A 17,562-nucleotide genomic window follows, 5' to 3' on the forward strand; every position below is an offset into this window, starting at 1 on the left:
GTGAAATGATTCAAGTCCCACTGGACTTTATTGAGCGCCTCGCAGACGCACTTTGCTACGCCGCCTGACAGTATCCAATGGCCAAAGTCGAGCTAAGTAGAACAACGTTTATCTTTAGATAAACCGAGCAAAGCGAGAAGGTGGAAAAGTACGGCCAGATGGGAGTGGAGGGATGGAGCGTTTTTGGCGGAATCCCAAAACGGTAATCTGGCCGTACTTAACTGCGCCGCGTAGAGACTCTGATTCAGCCGCCCATACTGCGTACTGGATTCCCAAGAATATATATAAGTCCCTCCTTGTGGGTAGTCAATTTAATTTATATAACGAAGGATACGCGGATGCTTCTGCTCACGCGCCAAGTATATTAGCCTCGGTTGTACTGTGTATCACAGCTATTACTATCACGATGCTAAAGCACCGGCTAACGCCCTGCGCGCCAAGTCTGAACTCGACTGAACTCATATTTTATATATTCTTAGGAAGCTGTACTCTCAAGGCCGTTAATTTCAATTTCTACATCTGATGCCAGTGCTGGCGAATGGATTTTGCCTTGGTGTCCGTCGAGCGGCCCGCCTGAAAAGCCCCGGCTGGCGGCCAACAACTCGGCGACGATGCTGATGGCCACTTCGGTGGTGGTATCGGCTCCAATGGCGAGGCCCAGCGGATTGCGAATGCGGCTCAGTTCGGCTGGAGTGAGGGGCAGGCCTTCGTCTTGGGCGTTGGCGGCCAGCTTGTCGAGGCGGCTGCGTGGCCCCAACAGCCCGATGAAAGGAGCCTCAGACTGTAAAGCCCGGCGCAGGCTGGCCAGATCGAGGAGAAAATGGTGGTTCATCACGACGACAAAGCTGCGCGGCCCGATGGACAATTGGGGAAACTGCTCCGGCGTAAGGGGGGAGAGGGCCGCGCCGGGAAAGCGCTCTGGCGTGAGCAGCCCCGCCCGCATATCCACCACCCGGACCCGGAAGCCCGATTCGCAGGCGAGGCGCACCACCGCTTGGCTGTCGTGCGCGGCTCCAAACAGCAGGAGCTCCGGCGGCGGGATATTGACATCCAGAAAGTAGGTCAATCCGCCTAGATCGACTAAGCCAGCTTTGGGTTGGGGCAAGGCCAGCCGCCGGCGCATAAGGGCTTCGGCCTGCTCCTGCACCGCACCGAGCGAGCCGCATACTTCCAGCGGCGTGAGGATGGTTCGCGCTCCCGAGCCGCCAAGGCAAGTCAGCTGCGCGGCCAGTTCAAAGTTCTCCCACGTCTGATGCCAGCGCTGTTGGAGGGGGTCATTGGGATTGGCCGCCTCGATATAAATATCCATTTCGCCCGCGCAGCCGATGCCCAAGCCGAACATTCGCTCCTCGTCGAGGTTGTAGCGCTGCAAACGTGCCTCGCCGGAATGCATCACTTCCTGCGCCAGAAAAACGATTTCACCCTCGAGGCAGCCGCCCGAAACGAGGCAGGTATACGTGCCGTCAGCCCGAACCAGCATCACGGTGCCCTCACGTCGGTAGGCGCTGCCGATCACGTTGACCACCGTTGCGAGGGCCGCTCGCTCACCCAGAAAACGGGCTTCACGCAAACCATTCAAAACGTCCAGACGCTCCATAGTTCCTCCACTTGTTGCCCGTTATGTTAGCCGCAAAGCCGCCGGGTAAATGGGTCTGTGCCTTCACGGGGCCAAGTGACGCTGGAGCAGCCTCACTTTTCTCTCTGTGCGAGCGGGTGGGCATTTTGCCTAAGAAGCTACCTGCAACAGTTCCACAATGAGAAGGGAGCCAAAGCGGCCATGAACACGCACGCTGTATACGAGCACGCCAAGGCCATCGTGGTGGTCGCCCATAATAAGCAGATGCCGGATTTGTGTGACCAAGTGGTGAGCATCGTCAGCGCTCAGCTCCGAGATTAAAAGAGTGCGACGCTTTTCTTCCAACAATGCCTCTCTTCAGTTCCGACCCTCCGCCACCGAGTTGCTCATTTGCCTGTTCAAGGAGTTTTGACATGAAAACACCTATCACCGTTCTGCGCTGGATCGTCCGTATTGCTGGTATCGCCGCCCTCGGAATGGGCCTCATCTTCTGGGGCGGGAGCGGCTACGCCCTGCTGAGCGCCCATCAAGGTTTAGGCTACCTCGTTACTCTCGGGCTGCTGCTGCTGGCTATTCTCGGATTCAGGCAAGGCGTCGCGCCGGGCCTGTTGATCACGGCCATCATCTGGAGCTTGGTCGTCCCGGCCATCGGCAGTATGCAGCTCAAATTGCTGCCTGGCGATCAGCACTGGGTGATTCAAGTCTTTCACCTGCTGCTCGGCGTGGGGGCCATCGCTTTCTCAGAAATCATCGCTGGCCGCGCACTGCGTAGCTGCGCCGCCTAGCGGCTTTACGGAGGCTGGCTGGCTGAGCCAAAAGCACGCTCAGCCAGCCAGCCTCCCAAACACTCCCTTTATTCCGCTGCCGTTGATTGATCAGTAAAAAAGCTCTTTCTTGACCAATGCTCTAAGCTGCCAGTAATTCTCGACACACCGAAAGAAAAAACAAAAACGGGTGTTGAGCGCCACCTCGGCACCCAAGACAGCTCTCAATCCTCGGCCCAGCGCCAGTTTTTCACGTCGGGCAGGTCGTCTCCGGTGGCACGCACATAAGCGTGATGCTCGGCGAGCTTGGCCAGAAGCTGTTGCCTGACATCTGTACCCGCCTCCTTGAGGTGAGGCACGCGGTTAATCACGTCAAGGGCGAGGTGGAAGCGGTCGAGATCGTTGAGCACTGTCATGTCAAAGGGGGTGGTGGTCGTGCCCTCTCCCTTGTAACCGTGGACGTGCAGATTGCGGTGTCCGGCGCGGCGGTAGGTCAGGCGGTGGATCAGCCAGGGATAGCCGTGGTACGCGAAGATGATCGGCGCGTCCGTCGTGAAGATCTCGTCAAAGGCCGCGTCGGACAGCCCGTGGGGATGCTCGATCTGCGGTTGCAGGGTCATTAAGTCCACCACATTCACCACCCGGATCTTCAAATCGGGAAAAGCTTCCCGCAACAGGCTCACCGCTGCGAGCGTCTCCAGGGTCGGCACGTCGCCCGCGCAGGCCATCACCACGTCGGGCGTGTCTCCCCGGTCGGTGCTGGCCCAGGCCCAGACACCCAGTCCGTCCGCGCAGTGCTTGGCGGCGTCGGCCATGTTCAGCCACTGAAGTTCGGGCTGCTTGCCCGCCACGATCACGTTGACATACTCGCGGCTGCGCAGGCAGTGATCGGTGACCGACAGCAGCGTATTGGCGTCAGGCGGCAGATAGACCCGCACCACGGCAGGCGCTTTGTTCACCATCAAATCGATGAAGCCGGGGTCCTGGTGCGAGGAGCCGTTGTGGTCTTGCCGCCAGACGTGCGAGGTGAGCAAGATGTTCAGCGACGGCACCGGACGACGCCAGGGAATTTCCCGGCTGGTGCCGAGCCACTTGGCGTGCTGCCCGACCATCGAGTCCACCACATGGATAAACGCTTCATAGCAGGAGAACAAACCGTGGCGTCCCGTCAGGGTGTAACCTTCCAGCCAGCCCTCGCACAGGTGCTCGCTCAGCACCTCCATCACCCGCCCATCTGGGGAGAGGTGAAGGTCGGTGCTGAGCTGCGGTTCCTCCCAGGTCTTCCCGCTGGCAGCGTACACGCCGTCTAAGCGGTTAGAAGCCGTCTCATCGGGGCCGAACAGCCGGAAGATGTTCATGTTGCGTTCCATGACACCCTTCAGGAACGTGCCGAGCACCCGCGTGGCCTCGCCGTCTACCGCGCCGGGCTGAGGCACGGCCAGTCCGTAGTCGCGGAAGTCGGGCAAGTCGAGGTCACGCGGCAGCAGGCCGCCGTTCGATACCGGGTTCATACCCATGCGGCGCTCGCCGGATGGAGCCAGCGCCGCGAGTTCCGGGCGCAGCATACCAGCTTCGTCGAAAAGTTCCTCGGGGCGGTAGCTGAGCAGCCATTCTTCGAGCTGGCGAAGGTGTTCCGGGGAATCGCTCAGACCGGCAAGCGGCACCTGATGGGCACGCCAAGTGCCCTCAACTGGCAAGCCGTCGACCACTTTTGGGCCAGTCCAGCCTTTGGGACTGCGCAGCACGATCATCGGCCAAGCGGGGCGCTCCTGCACGCCGTCCACGCGGGCGCGGCGCTGGATGGCGGCGATGTCGGCGTAAACCTGCTCCAGCGTCCGGGCCATCTGCTGATGCATCAGGACTGGCTCGTCGCCCTCCACGTAGTACGGCGTATGGCCGTAGCCGCGCAGCAGGGTGTCGAGTTCCGCATGACTCAGACGGGCCAGGACGGTCGGGTTGGCGATCTTGTAGCCGTTGAGGTGCAGGATCGGCAACACTGCGCCGTCCGTGCGGGCGTTCAGGAACTTGTTGCCGTGCCAGCTGGCGGCCAGCGGCCCGGTCTCGGCCTCGCCGTCGCCGATCACGCAGGCCACCAGCAGCTCCGGGTGGTCGAACGCCGCGCCGTAAGCGTGCGTCAAGCTGAAACCCAGTTCGCCGCCCTCGTGGATCGAGCCGGGCGTCTGGGGCGCGGCGTGGCTGGGAATGCCGCCGGGAAAGGAGAACTGCCGGAAGAGTTTGCGCAGGCCGTCCTCGCCTAACCCGATGTCCGGGTACAGCTCGCTGTAACTGCCTTCCAAGTAGACGTTGGCGACCACACCGGGAGCGCCGTGACCCGGCCCGGCCACGTACAGCACGCTGAGATCGTGCTCCTTGATCAGGCGGTTGAGATGAACATAGATGAAATTCAGGCCCGGCGTGGTGCCCCAGTGGCCCAGCAACCTCGGTTTGACGTGCTTCAAGGTAAGCGGCTCGCGCAGCAGTGGGTTGGCCAGCAAGTAGATCTGTCCCACCGACAGGTAGTTGGCGGCCCGCCAATAAGCGTCGAGGTGCTGGAGTTCAGTCGGTGAAAGGGTTGAGCGTGACGTCGTGGGTGCGGTCATGGTAAACCTCCGGAAGTGGACTGAGGACAGGGGCGGCGGTATCAGCAGTCTGGCAGCTGAGCGGGTAGGTCTGGTCAAGGGCCGGTCAGCACCCTCGGCGTTCAAGACGTCCCACAGATCACTCGGGTTCGGACAGCAGAGTCACAGTGAGCCGCCCACGCTCAGGCGGGCGGTCGTGGAGAAGGGGCGTTGGCCGCTTCAGGCTGGGGGCGCAGTTCTGGTTCTTCTACCGAACGGTCGCTGGCTGCGCAGCACTCGGCGGGGTAGCCGTTACCCCAAAAAGAGCGAGTACCCAGCGGTCAAGGCCCCACCAGCCCGCGACGCGCCAGCCGAGCACCAACCACGTCGCCAGAATGAACAGCAGCGGATTGGTGCTGATGGTGCCTGCCAGCAAGTAACTGGCATTCATCACGCCGCCAAAAAAAGCCGCGATGCCGGTGAACAGCCCCACGATCAGGGCCGCGCCCACCAGCACCTCGCCGTAAGCCACCAGATACGAAAAGGTGGCGGCGTTGGGCAGCGCCACATGCTGCAAGAACCAAGCGTACCAGCCCTGCACGTCGGGATGTGCGCCGCCCGTCTTGGCGAGTGCGCCGGTCAGAAAGCCGCCGACGGCGGTTCCGGCCTTCTCGCCGACCCACACCCCAGCCGGATTGGTGATCTTTTCCCAACCGGCCATCAGCCACTCGTAGCCGACATAAATACGCAGCAGCGCCCAGATGGGAGCGAGCCGGGGATCGGCGAAGAGCAGGCGCGACACATTGGGTTCGCGCAGCAGACCGGGACTGGCCCGCTGAAGGCGTGAAGTGGTCACGCACCCACCTCCTGCGCGGCGGCTTTGTGTGTCACCGGCGCAGCGGTCTTGGGTGCCCGCACCAGCAGCACCGGCACCCCGATCCGGCGCATGACGCCCTCAGCGACGCTGCCCAGGAAGAAACGGTCCAGTCCGCTGCGGCCATGTGTGCCCATCACCACCAGCGAGCACTGCTGCTGCTCGGCCACATCGGCAATCGCCTGAGCGGTTCGTGGATCGCCGCCCTCCAAGCACAACAAACGGATGTTGGGCGATCCCAGCGCTGTGCGGGCGTCTTTCAACAGGCGCTGACCCTCAGCTTTGGCGCGTTCGCTGGCGTCCGGATCATCGTAGGCGTAGACCGCGTCGCCGTAAATCAAGGGAAGCGGAGGCACGACGTACAGCACGGTCAAGGTGCTGTGGTGGCAACGGGCCATTTCGGCGGCAACTGGCAGGGCAAGAGCACTCAGTGGGCTGCCATCAATCGGGATGAGAATGTGATCAAACATAAACAACTCCTTTTTGCTGTGAGATGCAGAACGGCTTCAGTACCGCAGCACAGCGGCCAGCCCGCCCATCTGGGTGTCCAGCTGCTGGGTGTCTAACCGCTGGGCGCGGGCACCAGTCAGGAAGCGGACATGCACGCCGTAGCGCCGACGCAGCAGGGGCAGCACCTCCCGCAGGGCACGCTCGGTCACGCCGCCGCCGGTGAGCGGTGAAACGCTTGAGGCCGGAACCTGCGCGTAGACGTACCCGGAAGTGTCTTGCCAAACGCGCTGCGCCGAGCCGCTCCCAGACACGAGGAGTTGGGCCACTCGGCCCTCCTGCACCGCTGCTAGGGTGGGTGCGCCGCCGTACAGACCGCGCTCTAGAGCTTCGTCTAGGATGGCCGTTTCGAGTTGTTCTTCCAAGCTGAGCAAAGCCGCTTGAGCAGCGGTGAGAAGTGCGGCGGCAGTGGCGTCGCCGGGAGCGGCGAACTCACCGGCAACGGTGCCCCGTAAGTCTGGGCCGAGCTGTGCGCGGAAGTCGGCGCGGCCACGCACCGAACCGCCGATCAGCAACTTCTCGAAAGCCCCCACGCCATGCAGGCGCTGCACTTGGGCCAGCAGGGCGTGGTGAAAGCGGCCACCCTGCTGAGCGCTCTTATGCTGAACCGGCGCGTTTCTCGGCGCTTCCTCGGCAGCCGACTCGAGCGAGTGGGCGTCCGGCTCCGGCATGACGTGGACACGGAAGGTGTCGGCGGTGTCCAGAACATTTTCCAGCCGGTAGAGTTCGGTGATCTCGCCCAGATGAACGCTCAGCAGCCGTCCCCACTCGTCGTCGATCACAGCCAGTAAAACGCGGGCGCTGGATTCGAGGGCGAAGTGAAGCGGTTCCAAGTCTGGAGCGCCGTAGCGGCTGGTTTCATCCAGTTGGAGTTGAGTGTCCACCGTCTGCCGCTGGACGTGCCCGTGCTCATCCCACAAAAAGGATAAGCGGGTGTGGGTGCGGCGCTGGGCATCGTCGAGGTCGTCCATCACGGCGGCGGCGAGCGCGGCGGGAGCGTCCACGGCGTCCAGCAGATGCTGAGCGCGTAGGTGCAGGCCGCCGCCCTGATTGGTGACGCTGCCCGGACTGACGTCAAGCACGATGGACAGCACGCGCCGTACCGGCAGGGCCGGCTCCAGCAGCGTCAAGGTGGCGTTGCCCAGCTGGGAGTGGTGGGTCGTGGGTGCCGTGGACATAAAGTCTCCGTTGGACAGTCAAAGTGGAGTTGAGCAAAATCAGTAGCCGGGCCAACTCATGCTGGGGTAGCCGTAATGCAGGTAATAAGCATTCCAGAACGCCGCGTCGTGCCAGTTGCTGAGGACAGGATCGTAGAGCGGGGCCGACTTGACGGTGTCGAGCGTTTGGCCGAGGTGGACCTTCAGCGGCGCTAAGCTGGTAATGTCTTCCACTGGAACGAGGAAAGCCCGCTCGCCAAGCCCCAAGAAGCCGCCCGCACTGACCTGCAAGAACCGGACCTTGCGGTCTTGACGGTCGATGAACAGGGCACTGACATGCCCGATGGCTTTGCCAGCCGAGTCGGTGACGGCGCGGTGACGCAGGTCTTGGGTGGGGTCGAGCAGGGTCAGGTCGGTGTCGCCGAGTTTGACCAGGGCGATGTGATCTGCGGCGGGGTGGGGCGAGGCGGTGTTGATGCCTGGCGTTACGGGTGTCGTCATGATGAGTCCTCGCGGCGCGTGGCCGTTCCGTCAGCAGGCTGGGTGTAGGCGCAGGGCAGTTGCTGAACGGCCAGGTCGAAAGCCACGCTGAGGCTGACCTGCTGGCTGATGGTCACCAGCCGTTCGCCACCTTTTTCCCAAGCGAAGCCGGCGAGGTCGAGCCGCCTGGCCTCCAGGCCGTTTTGCTGAATGACGCGGGCCAGGGCCAGTTGCGTCGGGCTGAGGTCATTGATCCAAGCGGGAGAGGCGTTCGTGAAACTCTGGGTCATGGGTATCGCTGCTCCTTGAGGGCGCTGTTGCCAGCGCAAGTGGCGTAAATAGGGACAAGCGCAGCCGCGTAAGCTGGGCGGGTTGGTCGCCGCAGGGCCAGCAGCACGGTAGCCAGTAGCCCAGTGGTCAGCAACCCAGTGACCGTCCCCAGCACCCACAGCAGTCCATCTGGCACGGACATCAGCGCTCCTGTTCCGACTGACGCGGCGGGCGGTGCGACTGCTTGCGCCACGCGGCGTCGTCGGGATCGTCACCGCAGCCGCCCTCGTTCACCCAGCGGTCTAGGGCAATCACCCAAGGCGGGATAACCAGCGCGGGCGTGCCGGCCTGGAGCGTGCCGGCTTGGAGCGTGCCGGCTTGGAGCGTGGGCTGACTCACGGGCGTGTTCATTTGTCGGCTGGCCAAGCTTTCAGCTCTGCTTTGGTCAGCCAGCCCGCTTTGGCAGAGGAGGGAATTTTGGACAAGTAGACTTGGTGGCCCACCACGCCGCCGACCCAGCTTCTGGGGATGTAGCGGCGTTTACCGCCTGGAGCGTCGCGGCGGCGCAGCTTGATGAAGTTCTTTTTCAGACCCGCGATCCGCCCGAGGTATACGGCCTCGTCTCCGTCTCCAGCCTGCACAACCATTCCATTCTTGATTTGACCTGACTTGATGTGAATTGGAGAGTTCATAGGATACCTCCGAGGTTCATTTGAGAGTTTTCAGGTAGGCCTGCTTTGACGAGTCATTCAGCGCCGGGCTTGAAGTGACCGCAGGCGCGGCTCCGTAGAGCGCGGTCAATTAGGACTGGCGCTGAACAAGCTCAGGCTGCTCCTGCGCCGACTGGTCCAAAATGGCCTTGAGCATGTCGCTGATGGTGATGACGCCCAGCAGGTGCCCGCCCTCGCCCATCACCGGCAAACCGTGAACGTCCGCCGAGAGCATGGCTTTCATGGCTTCCTCCATCGGGGCGCTGCTGCGGACTTGTGCGCCGGACGGTTTCATCAAGTCGGTGACTTTCAGCTGGCCCAGCATGAACTGATCAGACAGCACCGTGTCGCCGTGAGCCGAAGAAGCCCGCTCCACCGCCGCGAAAACGTCCTTTTCGTGTAGCACGCCCACCAGCCTGCCGCCTTCCAGCACCGGCAGCACCCGGAGCTGCGAGATTTTGAGGCGGGCAGCTCCCTCCGACGCCAGCGCTCCGGCGTCCACGCTGACTGTGCTGGAGGTCATGTGATTGCCCACCCGCCCCCACGTCAGCGGCGCGGCTTGGGCAGCGGCCTTGAGCACGTCCGTCAGGGTCAGAATGCCGACCAGCCCGCCGTCCTCATTGACCACCGGCACACCTCCGATGCGGCGCTCGACCATCATTTCGAGGGCCGCACCCAGGCGGCTGTGTTCCTCCACCGTCAGCACCGGGGAACGCATAGCCTGACGCACCAGTAAGCTGCCCGCCCGCACGGCAAATTCCCAAGGTGTCAGGCCCTCGTGAATGGCGGGAAGGGCGCGGCGCACCTCGCCGTCGGTGAGGATGCCGACGAGCTGGCCCTGATGAACAACCGGCAACCGCTCGACACGCATCGTCTGCATGGTCATGGCCGCTTTGGCCAGGTTGGCAGACGGCGAAAGGGTAAGTGGCCTGGGCGTCATGACCTCGCTGACGGGTCTGGAAGTGTTCATGCGCTGAGTGTGGCAGCGGGGCGTTACCAGAGCATTACCTGTCGAGTGCTGGGCTGTGGTGGAGTGGGGGCCAGCAGCGGGTCAACGCCTCCCGGCTAGCGCTGACCCAGTTCGCGCCAGCGGTCTAGGGGTTCGCCGAGGGGTCCAGGCCGCGTGGTGGCCAGCGGAATGACCTGCACCGGAACGCTGGCTCCCAGCAGCACGCCGCAGGTCACGCGGCCCAGCCGCAGCCGCCGGGGATCATGGCCGCTGTGCAGGCCCAACATCACCAACTGACTGCCCCGCGCCTGTGAGGCGGCCAAGATGCTCTCACTCACTTCTTCCTCGGCCGCCAGCACCATCAGGCACACCGGAGGACGGCGGTACCAACGGGCGATTTGGGTCAGCCGCGACTCGGCCAGCTCCGCATCTTCGCCCGGGAGCAGCACGTGCAGCAGCGTGACCTGACCGCCAGACGCCCGCGTCAGGTGAGCGCCGAACGCCGCCGCCCGCAGGCTGCACGGCCCAAAGTCCACCGGCACCACCACCTGGCTGATCCTTTCTAAGCGCGGCGGAGAACGGTAGGGCAAGAATTCATCCATCGTTGACCTCCACCATCTGTGACCTCCACGCCCTGCTGAGCCTCGCCCTAGCGCGTTACTCAGGCATTACACCTTAAGCTGACCTTCACCCACCTGAAGGCCGAGCCGAGACCGACTCAAGGCTAAAAAGAGTACGATGGCTTACCAACCGGATGAAAACGGTGGTTGTCAACCCGCATCCGGGTCACAACGCACAGGCACACGCAGGGTCAAGTGTGCCAGAGGAGGAGGCGTATGATCACCCTCCACATTCAGACCCTAGGCCAGACCCGCATGACCCGTGGCGGCACTGAACTCAAGTGGAGCGCCCAGAGCGCCCGCGAACTGCTGCTGTATCTGCTTTCCTTTCCGGAAGGCCGCACCCGCAGCCAAGTTTTCGAGGACTTGTGGCAACAGGACGTAGACGCCGCCAGCAACAACCGCTTCCGCGTCACCCTGCACCGCCTACGCACCTGCTTGGAGATGCCGCAGGCGGTATCCGAGGAACATGGCCGTTACCGACTTGCCCCGGAGGTGTGGCACGGCTCGGACGTGTACGCTTTTTATCAAGCGCTCGGTCAGGCGGAAATGGGAACGGCCGCGCAGCGCCGGGAAGCCTTGCAGCAGGCCATCAACCTTTACAGCGGCGATTATCTGGCCGAGGAGGGAGAGGAGTGGGTCATCAAGGCGCGGGGCGAGCATCAGGCCGCTTACGTGCAGGCCAATCTCGAACTCAGCTTGCTGCACTGCGACGAACATGCCTGCGACCTGTCGGTTCTGGCGATGGTTCGCGCCCTGAGAGCCGATCCCTACGTGGGTGAGCAGTACCACCAGCGGCTGATGACTTGCCTGTCGGTAGTAGAGAACAAGTACCAGTCGATAGACCATTACCGCCGGTTTTTGAAGTTTCTGCGTGAGGAAGTCAACGACTTGCCGATGCCCGAGACTTTACAACTGGCCGAGCGGATCAAAGCTGGAGAGCGCATCTGCCAGCACGACGACGGAGCCGTGCTGGCAATGCCGCAGGTTCGTCACTGCCCGCTGGCCTCCGACGGGCAGTGTCCCGGCACTTTGCAGGCACTGATAGAGCTGGAGACGTGGCCTACACCGCCTACAGGCACTACCACAGCCGCAACGTTTACCACAAACGCAGCCCCGGCACCGGGTGCGGATTGAGCAGCAAGCTGATAAAGGTGGGCAGGTACATCACCATCACCAGCGCCAGTGCCAGCGCGAAGAACACCCACAGCCGCTCCAGCACCCGCACCGCGCCCGCGATTTTGGGCGAGCCGCCGTTGCCTGCCAGGGCCTCAACTTCGGCCAGCGACTGACTGAACGGAATCGGCACCTCGGCCTGTGCACTGACGCGGGTGCGGCCCAGCAGGGTGCGGAAGATCACCGTGAAGTACAGCACGGCGGCCACTGCCAGCACCATGCCGCTGATACCGGTCAGCGCCAACGGCACTTGAGCGCGGCTGATCATCTCGCTCAGGCCGGTGGCTCCCGCGAAATAGGTGCGGCGCGGAATGCCGATGAGGCCTTCCCAGTGCATGCCGACGGCGAAGATGATCATGCCCCAAAACCACAGCCAAGCTGACCAGAGGGCCATTTTGACGCTTGCCAGCGGCTTGCGGGTCAGGTGCGGCAGCAGCCAGAAGCTGATCGCGAAAAAGGTCAAAGTCGTGGCGGTGCCCACCGTGATGTGAAAGTGACCGGGAATCCAGGCAGTGTTGTGAACGGCGGTGTCCAGAGCCAAACTGGCGTTCACGATGCCGCCCGCGCCGCCGGGAATAAAGGAGATCATGGCCAGCACCTGTGCCGTGAACACCGGGTCTTTCCAGGGCAGGCGGCGCGTCCAGCCAAAGTAGCCGCCGCCGCCACGGGCCTGTGCGGCCAGTTCCAGCGACGCGCCCACACTGAAAGCGGTCAGCATTGAGGGCACCACCACCAAAAAGGTCAGCAGCATCTGCACCGTCTTCCAGCCGATCGACAGTCCGGTATCGGAATACTGGTGGTGCAGGCCCACCGGGGTGGAGAGCAGCAAGAACAGCACGAACGAAAGCCGCGCCATGCTGTCCGAGGCGATCACGCCGCCGGCTTGGCGCGGCAGCAGCGCGTACCACGAAATGTAAGCGGGCAGCACCCAGAAATACACGATGGCGTGTCCGGTGTACCAAAACAGGGTGCGGGCCAGCAGCGGATCGACGCCCTTGGTCCAGCCCAGCGACCAGGGAATCAAAAAGACGACGACCTCGACCACCAAGCCCAGCGAAGCGATTACCCACATCATCCAGGTCGCCACGCTCATGTAAGCGGCCAGGGGAGTGATTTCGCCGGGGTGTGAGCGCTTCCAGCCGGTCCAGATGACGATCACCTGCGCGGCGATAATCAAGCTGCCGACCACCAGCAAGGCCGCCCCGATGTAAAAGAGTGGGCTGCCCTGAAGCGGCGGGTAAAAAGTGTAGAGCAGCGTGGCGTTGTTGCCCAACACTGCCCAGGCGGCCATCAGCACGCCTATAGTCATTGTCCAGTAAGCGGCCCAGGCCACCACCAGATTCGGGCGCACCCCCAGGGCGCGGCAAGGCAAGTAGAGCAGCAGCCCGCTGATGAAGTAGGTGGTAAACACCAGCGCGTTGAGAACGCCGTGCAGCGACAGGCCCTGGTAATAAGACTTGAGAAAGGGCAGGTACTGATACACGTCGATGTTGGCGTAGTTGAGCGCTTGCAGCGGGCCAATGGCGACGCCGATCAGCAGCATCAGCAGGCCGGTCACCAGAAAATAAAGCGTGACCTTTTTTTCAGGGTGGCCGAGGTAGACCTGCTCGGTTGGTAAGGCAGGCGCGGAGACGGTTGGGGGCGGGGCAGTGGTCACTTGGGAGCCTCCACGATCAAGGTAAAGCTCATGGTTTGGTGCCCGCTGCCGCAGTACTCGTTGCACTGGCTCACGAAGGTGCCGGGGGACTTGAAGGTGCGCGTGAAGGTGGCGACGTGGCCGGGAATCAGCTCGGCGTTGACATTGCCCTGACCCAGCATCAAGCCGTGAATGACGTCAGCGGCGATGAAATGCAGCGTAACGGGCGTGTTGGCCGGCACCCGCAGCACGCTGGGCTGAAACTGAAAAGCCCGCGCCACCATGTAGGCGTTCACCGATCCGTCAGGGGACACCTTCAGGCCCGGCGCGGCGAACTCAGTCTGCGAGAGTTGGGTGGGATTGATATAGCGGGCGGGCGAGCCGAACATTCCCGGCACCGTCTCGGTGATCATGCTGGCGATGACGCCGGCGAACATCAGCAAGACCATGACGACGGCCACCACCAGCCAGCCGAGCTCGTAGCGCTCGATGGTGTGATGATCGAGCATCTTTAGCTCCGGCCCTGCACGACGCCCAGCACCAGCATCCACAAAATCATGGTCGTGGCGAAGACCAGGCCCACCACCAGCAAAGTGCCTTTGGGTGTTTTCTCGTTCATTTCAAGTCTCCTGTTGGACTTTGTGCTCTGCTCACAGGCCGCGCACGAAGGCGTAGAGATCGGCCATCTGGGCTTCGCTGGGCGGCTGACCGTCTAGGCCAGCGGTTCTGAAGTGCGGCATCATGGCGCTCAGGATTCGTCCGCCGGGCGCGTGGCCGTCCAGCACGGCGGCGTCAAATTCGGCGGCGCTCCAGGGCTTGACCAGACCCGCCAGCTTGGGGCCGATGCCGCCCCCGCCCGCTACGCCGTGACAGCCCGCGCAGTTGCCGGCGAACAGGGCCGTACCGCCAGTGCCCGCCGGAGCCGCCGTTGCCACGGCGGCGGATTCCTGAATGCCGGAAAGTTGGGTGCCCGCGTAATACGACAGACCCAGCACCGCGAAAAAAAGGGTCAGCAAACCCGGAAGAACGATCTGCCCGGCTCTCAAGCGTGCCGCCGGAAGATGAATGACGATGCTTGCATAAAGTGTCCTCCTGACCTTGAGCCTGCACAAAAAGCATTACCAAGCCGTTACGGCAACTTTTCGGCTTGGGCAATGCAAACTGACGCCGCGAATGGACATCCCCCAAGGACGCCACTTCAGTCTCAAGTGATGGGCACTGATTCGGTTCGGTAAACACCGCGCCACACTCAACCGACCCATCACAAGGCTGGAATGAAAGCATGCTGTTCGCTCTGATATTTACTAAATCGTCTTCTAATATTCTATTTATAACGTAATCATTGATGTTGTTTAGTATCGCTTGCACCATTCAGACTCTGGTGTTATAGTCCTGTAGAACACTTTAACCAGTGTTGTGCGTCTGCTCATCTGTTGGTGCCTTGACAAAAGAGTCGTAGAAGTGCTTTCCGCTGCCTGGCAGCCGAACAATCCAGAGGAGATCCAATGAAGAGACTGACCCGCGCCGCGCTCGCCCTTGCCGCCACGCTCTCTCTCGGTCAAGCCCTCGGCGTTACACGCGGCGGCCAGATGGTGTTTGGCCGCTACGCCGACTCGCTGTTTCTCGACCCGGTGCTCAACGACGCCAACCTCGACATCTGGATTCTGACCAACCTCTACGACACGCTGCTGCAACCCACCCCCGACGGCAAGCGCGTGCAGCCGGGCCTGGCCAGCCGCTACGTGCTGTCTAAAGACGGCAAGACGATTACCCTGACGCTGCGTCCCAACATCAAGTTTGCCGACGGCAGCCCGATCACCTCCGCCGACGTGAAGTGGAGCTTAGATCGCGCCCGCAACCCCGACAACGGCGCGTGGGTGGATCTGCTCGGCTCGATTGCCAGTGTGGCCGTCAGCGGCAACACCGTGACCGTGAATCTCAAGAACCCTGATCCTTCGATCATCCCGGCGCTGGCGACTTTCAACACCGGCATCATGCCGCAGAAGCTTTTCAACGCCGCGCCCGGCAAGAACGACGCCGAAAAAGCCAAGGCGTTTGCCGAGAAGCCCATTGGCTCGGGCCCCTTCGTGCTCAGCGAGTGGAAGCGCGGCTCGTACATGGTCCTCAAGCGCAACCCGTATTACTGGAAGATGGGCGAGGACAAGAAGTCGCTGCCTTACCTCGATACCCTGCGCTTCGAGATCATCCCCGACGACAACACCCGCATCCTCAAGATGCAGGCCGGCGAGTTGCAGGGAGCCGAATTCATTCCGCTGAGCCGGGTGGCCGAACTCAAGGCCGATCCCAAGATCAATATGGCGCTGTTTCCCTCAACACAGGTCAGCAGCGTCTTCATGAATAACCGTCCCAAGCTCAAGGACGGCAGCGCCAACCCACTATCGGACGTGCGGGTGCGTCAGGCGCTCAATTACGCCGTGAACCGTCCGGCCCTGATTCAGCTGGTGACCTTCGGCAACGGCAAACCGATGAAGTCGTTCATGTCGTCGTCTACCCCGCTGTTCGACAAGTCACAGAAAGGTTACACCTACGATTTGGCCAAAGCCAAGTCCCTGTTGGCGGCAGCGGGTTACGCCAACGGCACTGACGTAAGCATCCTGGTGACCTCCGGTAGCGCCAACGGACAGGCGCTGGCGACGGCCCTCCAGCAGATGTGGGGCGCGGTGGGCGTGCGGCTCAAGATTGAGCAGCTCGACGCTGCCAGCAGTACTGCCCGCTACCGCGCCAACGACTTTCAGATGCGCGCCAGCGCTTGGACCGACGACATCGCCGATCCCAGCGAGATCACCAGCTACTTCGCCGTGGCAGGTGCCACTGAAGCGGCCCACACCGGCTTCACCGATCCCACCATCGAAAAGCTGTTTGTGCAGAGCCAGCAGGAAACTGACAAAGTCAAACGCGCCGCGCAGTACAAGCAGATTCAGACCATCTACACCAACGCTTCTCCCATCATCTACCTCTACGAGACGCCGTATCCAGTGGCGCTGGCCCAATTCGTCAAGGGCTTTAACCAAATTCCTCTCGGCAACAACATCTTCGAGAAAACCAGCATCGAGAAATAAGCTCTGGGGACTGGGTTCCAAGAGGTAATTTCTAAATTCGAAGTCGGAAGTTTAGCTTTTCGAATACTGTAATTTTTAATAACCATCATGTTTTGCTGTGCGCCACGCTTCCTGTTCTGGCGTGGCGCATCTTCTATGCCGCAACTGTTAGGCAATTGTGCTGATAGCCCAGATTTAAGCCGTTTCGGCAGCTTCTCAAGGAGATGGAATGCATTCCAGCTATATTCTGCGGCGACTTCTTCAGATCATTCCGCTGTTCCTGGCGGTGATGGTGGTCGTTTTCGTGCTCGTTCACCTCATTCCCGGCGACCCGGTAAGCGCCATACTTGGCGACCGCGCCACCCCAGATAAAGTGGCGCGTGCCAACCGTGAGCTGGGGCTGGACAAGCCTCTGGCCGTGCAGTTCGGCCTCTTTGTGAATCAGGTGCTGCACGGCAACCTGGGCGAGAGCATCAACCTCAAGGTGCCGGTGGTGCGCCTGATTCTCGACCGGCTGCCAGTCACCCTCTTTGTGGACGTATACGCCGCCGTGTTGGGTGTGGTGATGGCGGTGCCGCTGGCGGTGCTGGCCGCTGTGCGCCGCAACACCTGGATAGACGGCCTGATCCGGGCGGTGTTTCAAGTGGGTCTGTCGCTGCCAGTCTTCTATGTGGCCCTACAGCTGCTGACGCTGCTGGGGGCGCGGTTGGGCTGGTTTCCTATTGGCGGCTACGGCACTACCTTCAGCGAGCACCTTTACCACCTGTTTTTGCCGGCCCTGACGCTGGGCCTCAACTTGGCGGCGATTTTGGTTCGCACCCTCCGCAACAGCGTGATCGAAGTCCTGACCGCCGAATACGTGGATTTCGCCCGTGCCAAGGGTTTACGCAGCCGCGTCATCATGACCCGCCATGTGCTGCGTAACGCGCTGATCGCCACCGTCACGCTACTGGGACTGAATATCGGCGGGCTGATCGGCGGAGCCGTCATCACCGAAACGGTCTTCGCCATTCCCGGCGTCGGGAAACTGATGGTCGACGCCATCTTCGGGCGCGACTATCCAGTGATTCAGGGCCTGACGCTGACCTTTGCCGTGCTGGTATCGCTGGTCTTTCTGGCCACCGACTTGATTCACGCCCGGCTCGACCCGCGTGCGGAGCTGTCGTGAGCAGCTTTGAGCTGGATCAATCCCCCGCCCTCCTCTGGCTGCTGCTCCAAGCTGCAAA

The 17,562-nt window shown here is 62.0% G+C and carries 19 protein-coding genes; 4 read left to right on the forward strand and 15 right to left on the reverse strand.

Annotated elements, in window-relative coordinates:
* Positions 1-475: 475 nt before the first annotated feature.
* Positions 476-1,597, reverse strand: a complete 1,122-nt coding sequence (locus FNU79_RS14425; protein ID WP_143721514.1) for an XdhC family protein — start codon at positions 1,595-1,597, stop codon at positions 476-478.
* A 392-nt stretch (positions 1,598-1,989) separates the two neighbouring features.
* On the opposite strand from FNU79_RS14425, the gene FNU79_RS14430 reads away from it, so the two are divergent.
* A complete protein-coding gene (locus FNU79_RS14430) occupies positions 1,990-2,361 on the forward strand; it encodes a hypothetical protein (protein ID WP_143721515.1) in 372 nt (123 codons plus the stop codon).
* 203 nt (positions 2,362-2,564) lie between these two features.
* Here the strand turns inward: FNU79_RS14430 and FNU79_RS14435 are convergent, their stop codons facing one another.
* The 11 genes from FNU79_RS14435 to FNU79_RS14485 form a co-directional block, all read right to left on the reverse strand.
* Complete coding sequence (locus FNU79_RS14435; RefSeq protein ID WP_143721516.1) at positions 2,565-4,940, reverse strand: phosphoketolase family protein; 2,376 nt, start codon at positions 4,938-4,940, stop codon at positions 2,565-2,567.
* Positions 4,941-5,166: 226 nt separating this feature from the next.
* On the reverse strand, positions 5,167-5,754 hold the full coding sequence (locus FNU79_RS14440) for a DoxX family protein (protein WP_225430090.1): 588 nt from the start codon (positions 5,752-5,754) through the stop codon (positions 5,167-5,169).
* Entirely contained in the window at positions 5,751-6,242 is a 492-nt protein-coding gene (locus FNU79_RS14445; RefSeq protein WP_143721517.1) for a universal stress protein, read from the reverse strand. Before FNU79_RS14445 ends, FNU79_RS14440 begins: the two co-directional genes overlap by 4 nt.
* Before the next feature lie 36 nt (positions 6,243-6,278).
* Positions 6,279-7,457 carry a baeRF10 domain-containing protein gene (locus FNU79_RS14450; protein ID WP_143721518.1) on the reverse strand — a complete coding sequence of 393 codons (1,179 nt, stop codon included), beginning with the start codon at positions 7,455-7,457 and terminating at the stop codon, positions 6,279-6,281.
* 39 nt (positions 7,458-7,496) lie between these two features.
* Positions 7,497-7,937 (reverse strand): PRC-barrel domain-containing protein, encoded by a 441-nt coding sequence (locus tag FNU79_RS14455; RefSeq protein ID WP_143721519.1) that lies wholly within the window; start codon positions 7,935-7,937, stop codon positions 7,497-7,499.
* The gene (locus tag FNU79_RS14460) at positions 7,934-8,206 is read right to left on the reverse strand and encodes a hypothetical protein (protein WP_143721520.1); all 273 of its coding nucleotides are present in this window, start codon (positions 8,204-8,206) and stop codon (positions 7,934-7,936) included. The genes FNU79_RS14455 and FNU79_RS14460 overlap by 4 nt, the downstream gene beginning before the upstream one ends.
* Complete coding sequence (locus tag FNU79_RS14465; RefSeq protein WP_143721521.1) at positions 8,203-8,388, reverse strand: hypothetical protein; 186 nt, start codon at positions 8,386-8,388, stop codon at positions 8,203-8,205. Before FNU79_RS14465 ends, FNU79_RS14460 begins: the two co-directional genes overlap by 4 nt.
* Positions 8,388-8,585: a hypothetical protein gene (locus FNU79_RS14470; RefSeq protein ID WP_143721522.1), complete on the reverse strand. Its 198-nt coding sequence runs from the start codon at positions 8,583-8,585 to the stop codon at positions 8,388-8,390. Before FNU79_RS14470 ends, FNU79_RS14465 begins: the two co-directional genes overlap by 1 nt.
* A gap of 8 nt (positions 8,586-8,593) precedes the next feature.
* On the reverse strand, positions 8,594-8,878 hold the full coding sequence (locus tag FNU79_RS14475) for a DUF2171 domain-containing protein (RefSeq protein ID WP_143721523.1): 285 nt from the start codon (positions 8,876-8,878) through the stop codon (positions 8,594-8,596).
* A gap of 109 nt (positions 8,879-8,987) precedes the next feature.
* A complete protein-coding gene (locus FNU79_RS14480; RefSeq protein WP_143721524.1) occupies positions 8,988-9,866 on the reverse strand; it encodes a CBS domain-containing protein in 879 nt (292 codons plus the stop codon).
* Between the two features lie 95 nt (positions 9,867-9,961).
* Positions 9,962-10,447, reverse strand: a complete 486-nt coding sequence (locus FNU79_RS14485; protein WP_143721525.1) for a universal stress protein — start codon at positions 10,445-10,447, stop codon at positions 9,962-9,964.
* A gap of 234 nt (positions 10,448-10,681) precedes the next feature.
* Here FNU79_RS14485 and FNU79_RS14490 point away from each other — a divergent pair, with 234 nt between their 5' ends.
* Positions 10,682-11,602 carry an AfsR/SARP family transcriptional regulator gene (locus FNU79_RS14490; protein ID WP_143721526.1) on the forward strand — a complete coding sequence of 307 codons (921 nt, stop codon included), beginning with the start codon at positions 10,682-10,684 and terminating at the stop codon, positions 11,600-11,602.
* Here FNU79_RS14490 and FNU79_RS14495 read toward each other — a convergent pair.
* From FNU79_RS14495 to FNU79_RS14505, 3 genes are all read right to left on the reverse strand, one after another.
* A complete protein-coding gene (locus tag FNU79_RS14495; RefSeq protein ID WP_225430091.1) occupies positions 11,565-13,298 on the reverse strand; it encodes a cbb3-type cytochrome c oxidase subunit I in 1,734 nt (577 codons plus the stop codon). The genes FNU79_RS14490 and FNU79_RS14495 overlap by 38 nt on opposite strands.
* Positions 13,295-13,786 (reverse strand): cupredoxin domain-containing protein, encoded by a 492-nt coding sequence (locus FNU79_RS14500; RefSeq protein ID WP_143721527.1) that lies wholly within the window; start codon positions 13,784-13,786, stop codon positions 13,295-13,297. Before FNU79_RS14500 ends, FNU79_RS14495 begins: the two co-directional genes overlap by 4 nt.
* Positions 13,787-13,927: 141 nt before the next feature.
* Positions 13,928-14,293, reverse strand: a complete 366-nt coding sequence (locus FNU79_RS14505; protein WP_185974732.1) for a c-type cytochrome — start codon at positions 14,291-14,293, stop codon at positions 13,928-13,930.
* Positions 14,294-14,782: 489 nt separating this feature from the next.
* On the opposite strand from FNU79_RS14505, the gene FNU79_RS14510 reads away from it, so the two are divergent.
* Complete coding sequence (locus tag FNU79_RS14510; protein ID WP_143721529.1) at positions 14,783-16,357, forward strand: ABC transporter substrate-binding protein; 1,575 nt, start codon at positions 14,783-14,785, stop codon at positions 16,355-16,357.
* A 208-nt stretch (positions 16,358-16,565) separates the two neighbouring features.
* Positions 16,566-17,504, forward strand: a complete 939-nt coding sequence (locus tag FNU79_RS14515; RefSeq protein WP_143721530.1) for an ABC transporter permease — start codon at positions 16,566-16,568, stop codon at positions 17,502-17,504.
* Positions 17,505-17,562: the final 58 nt, after the last annotated feature.

Source organism: Deinococcus detaillensis (assembly GCF_007280555.1).
GTDB lineage: Bacteria > Deinococcota > Deinococci > Deinococcales > Deinococcaceae > Deinococcus > Deinococcus detaillensis.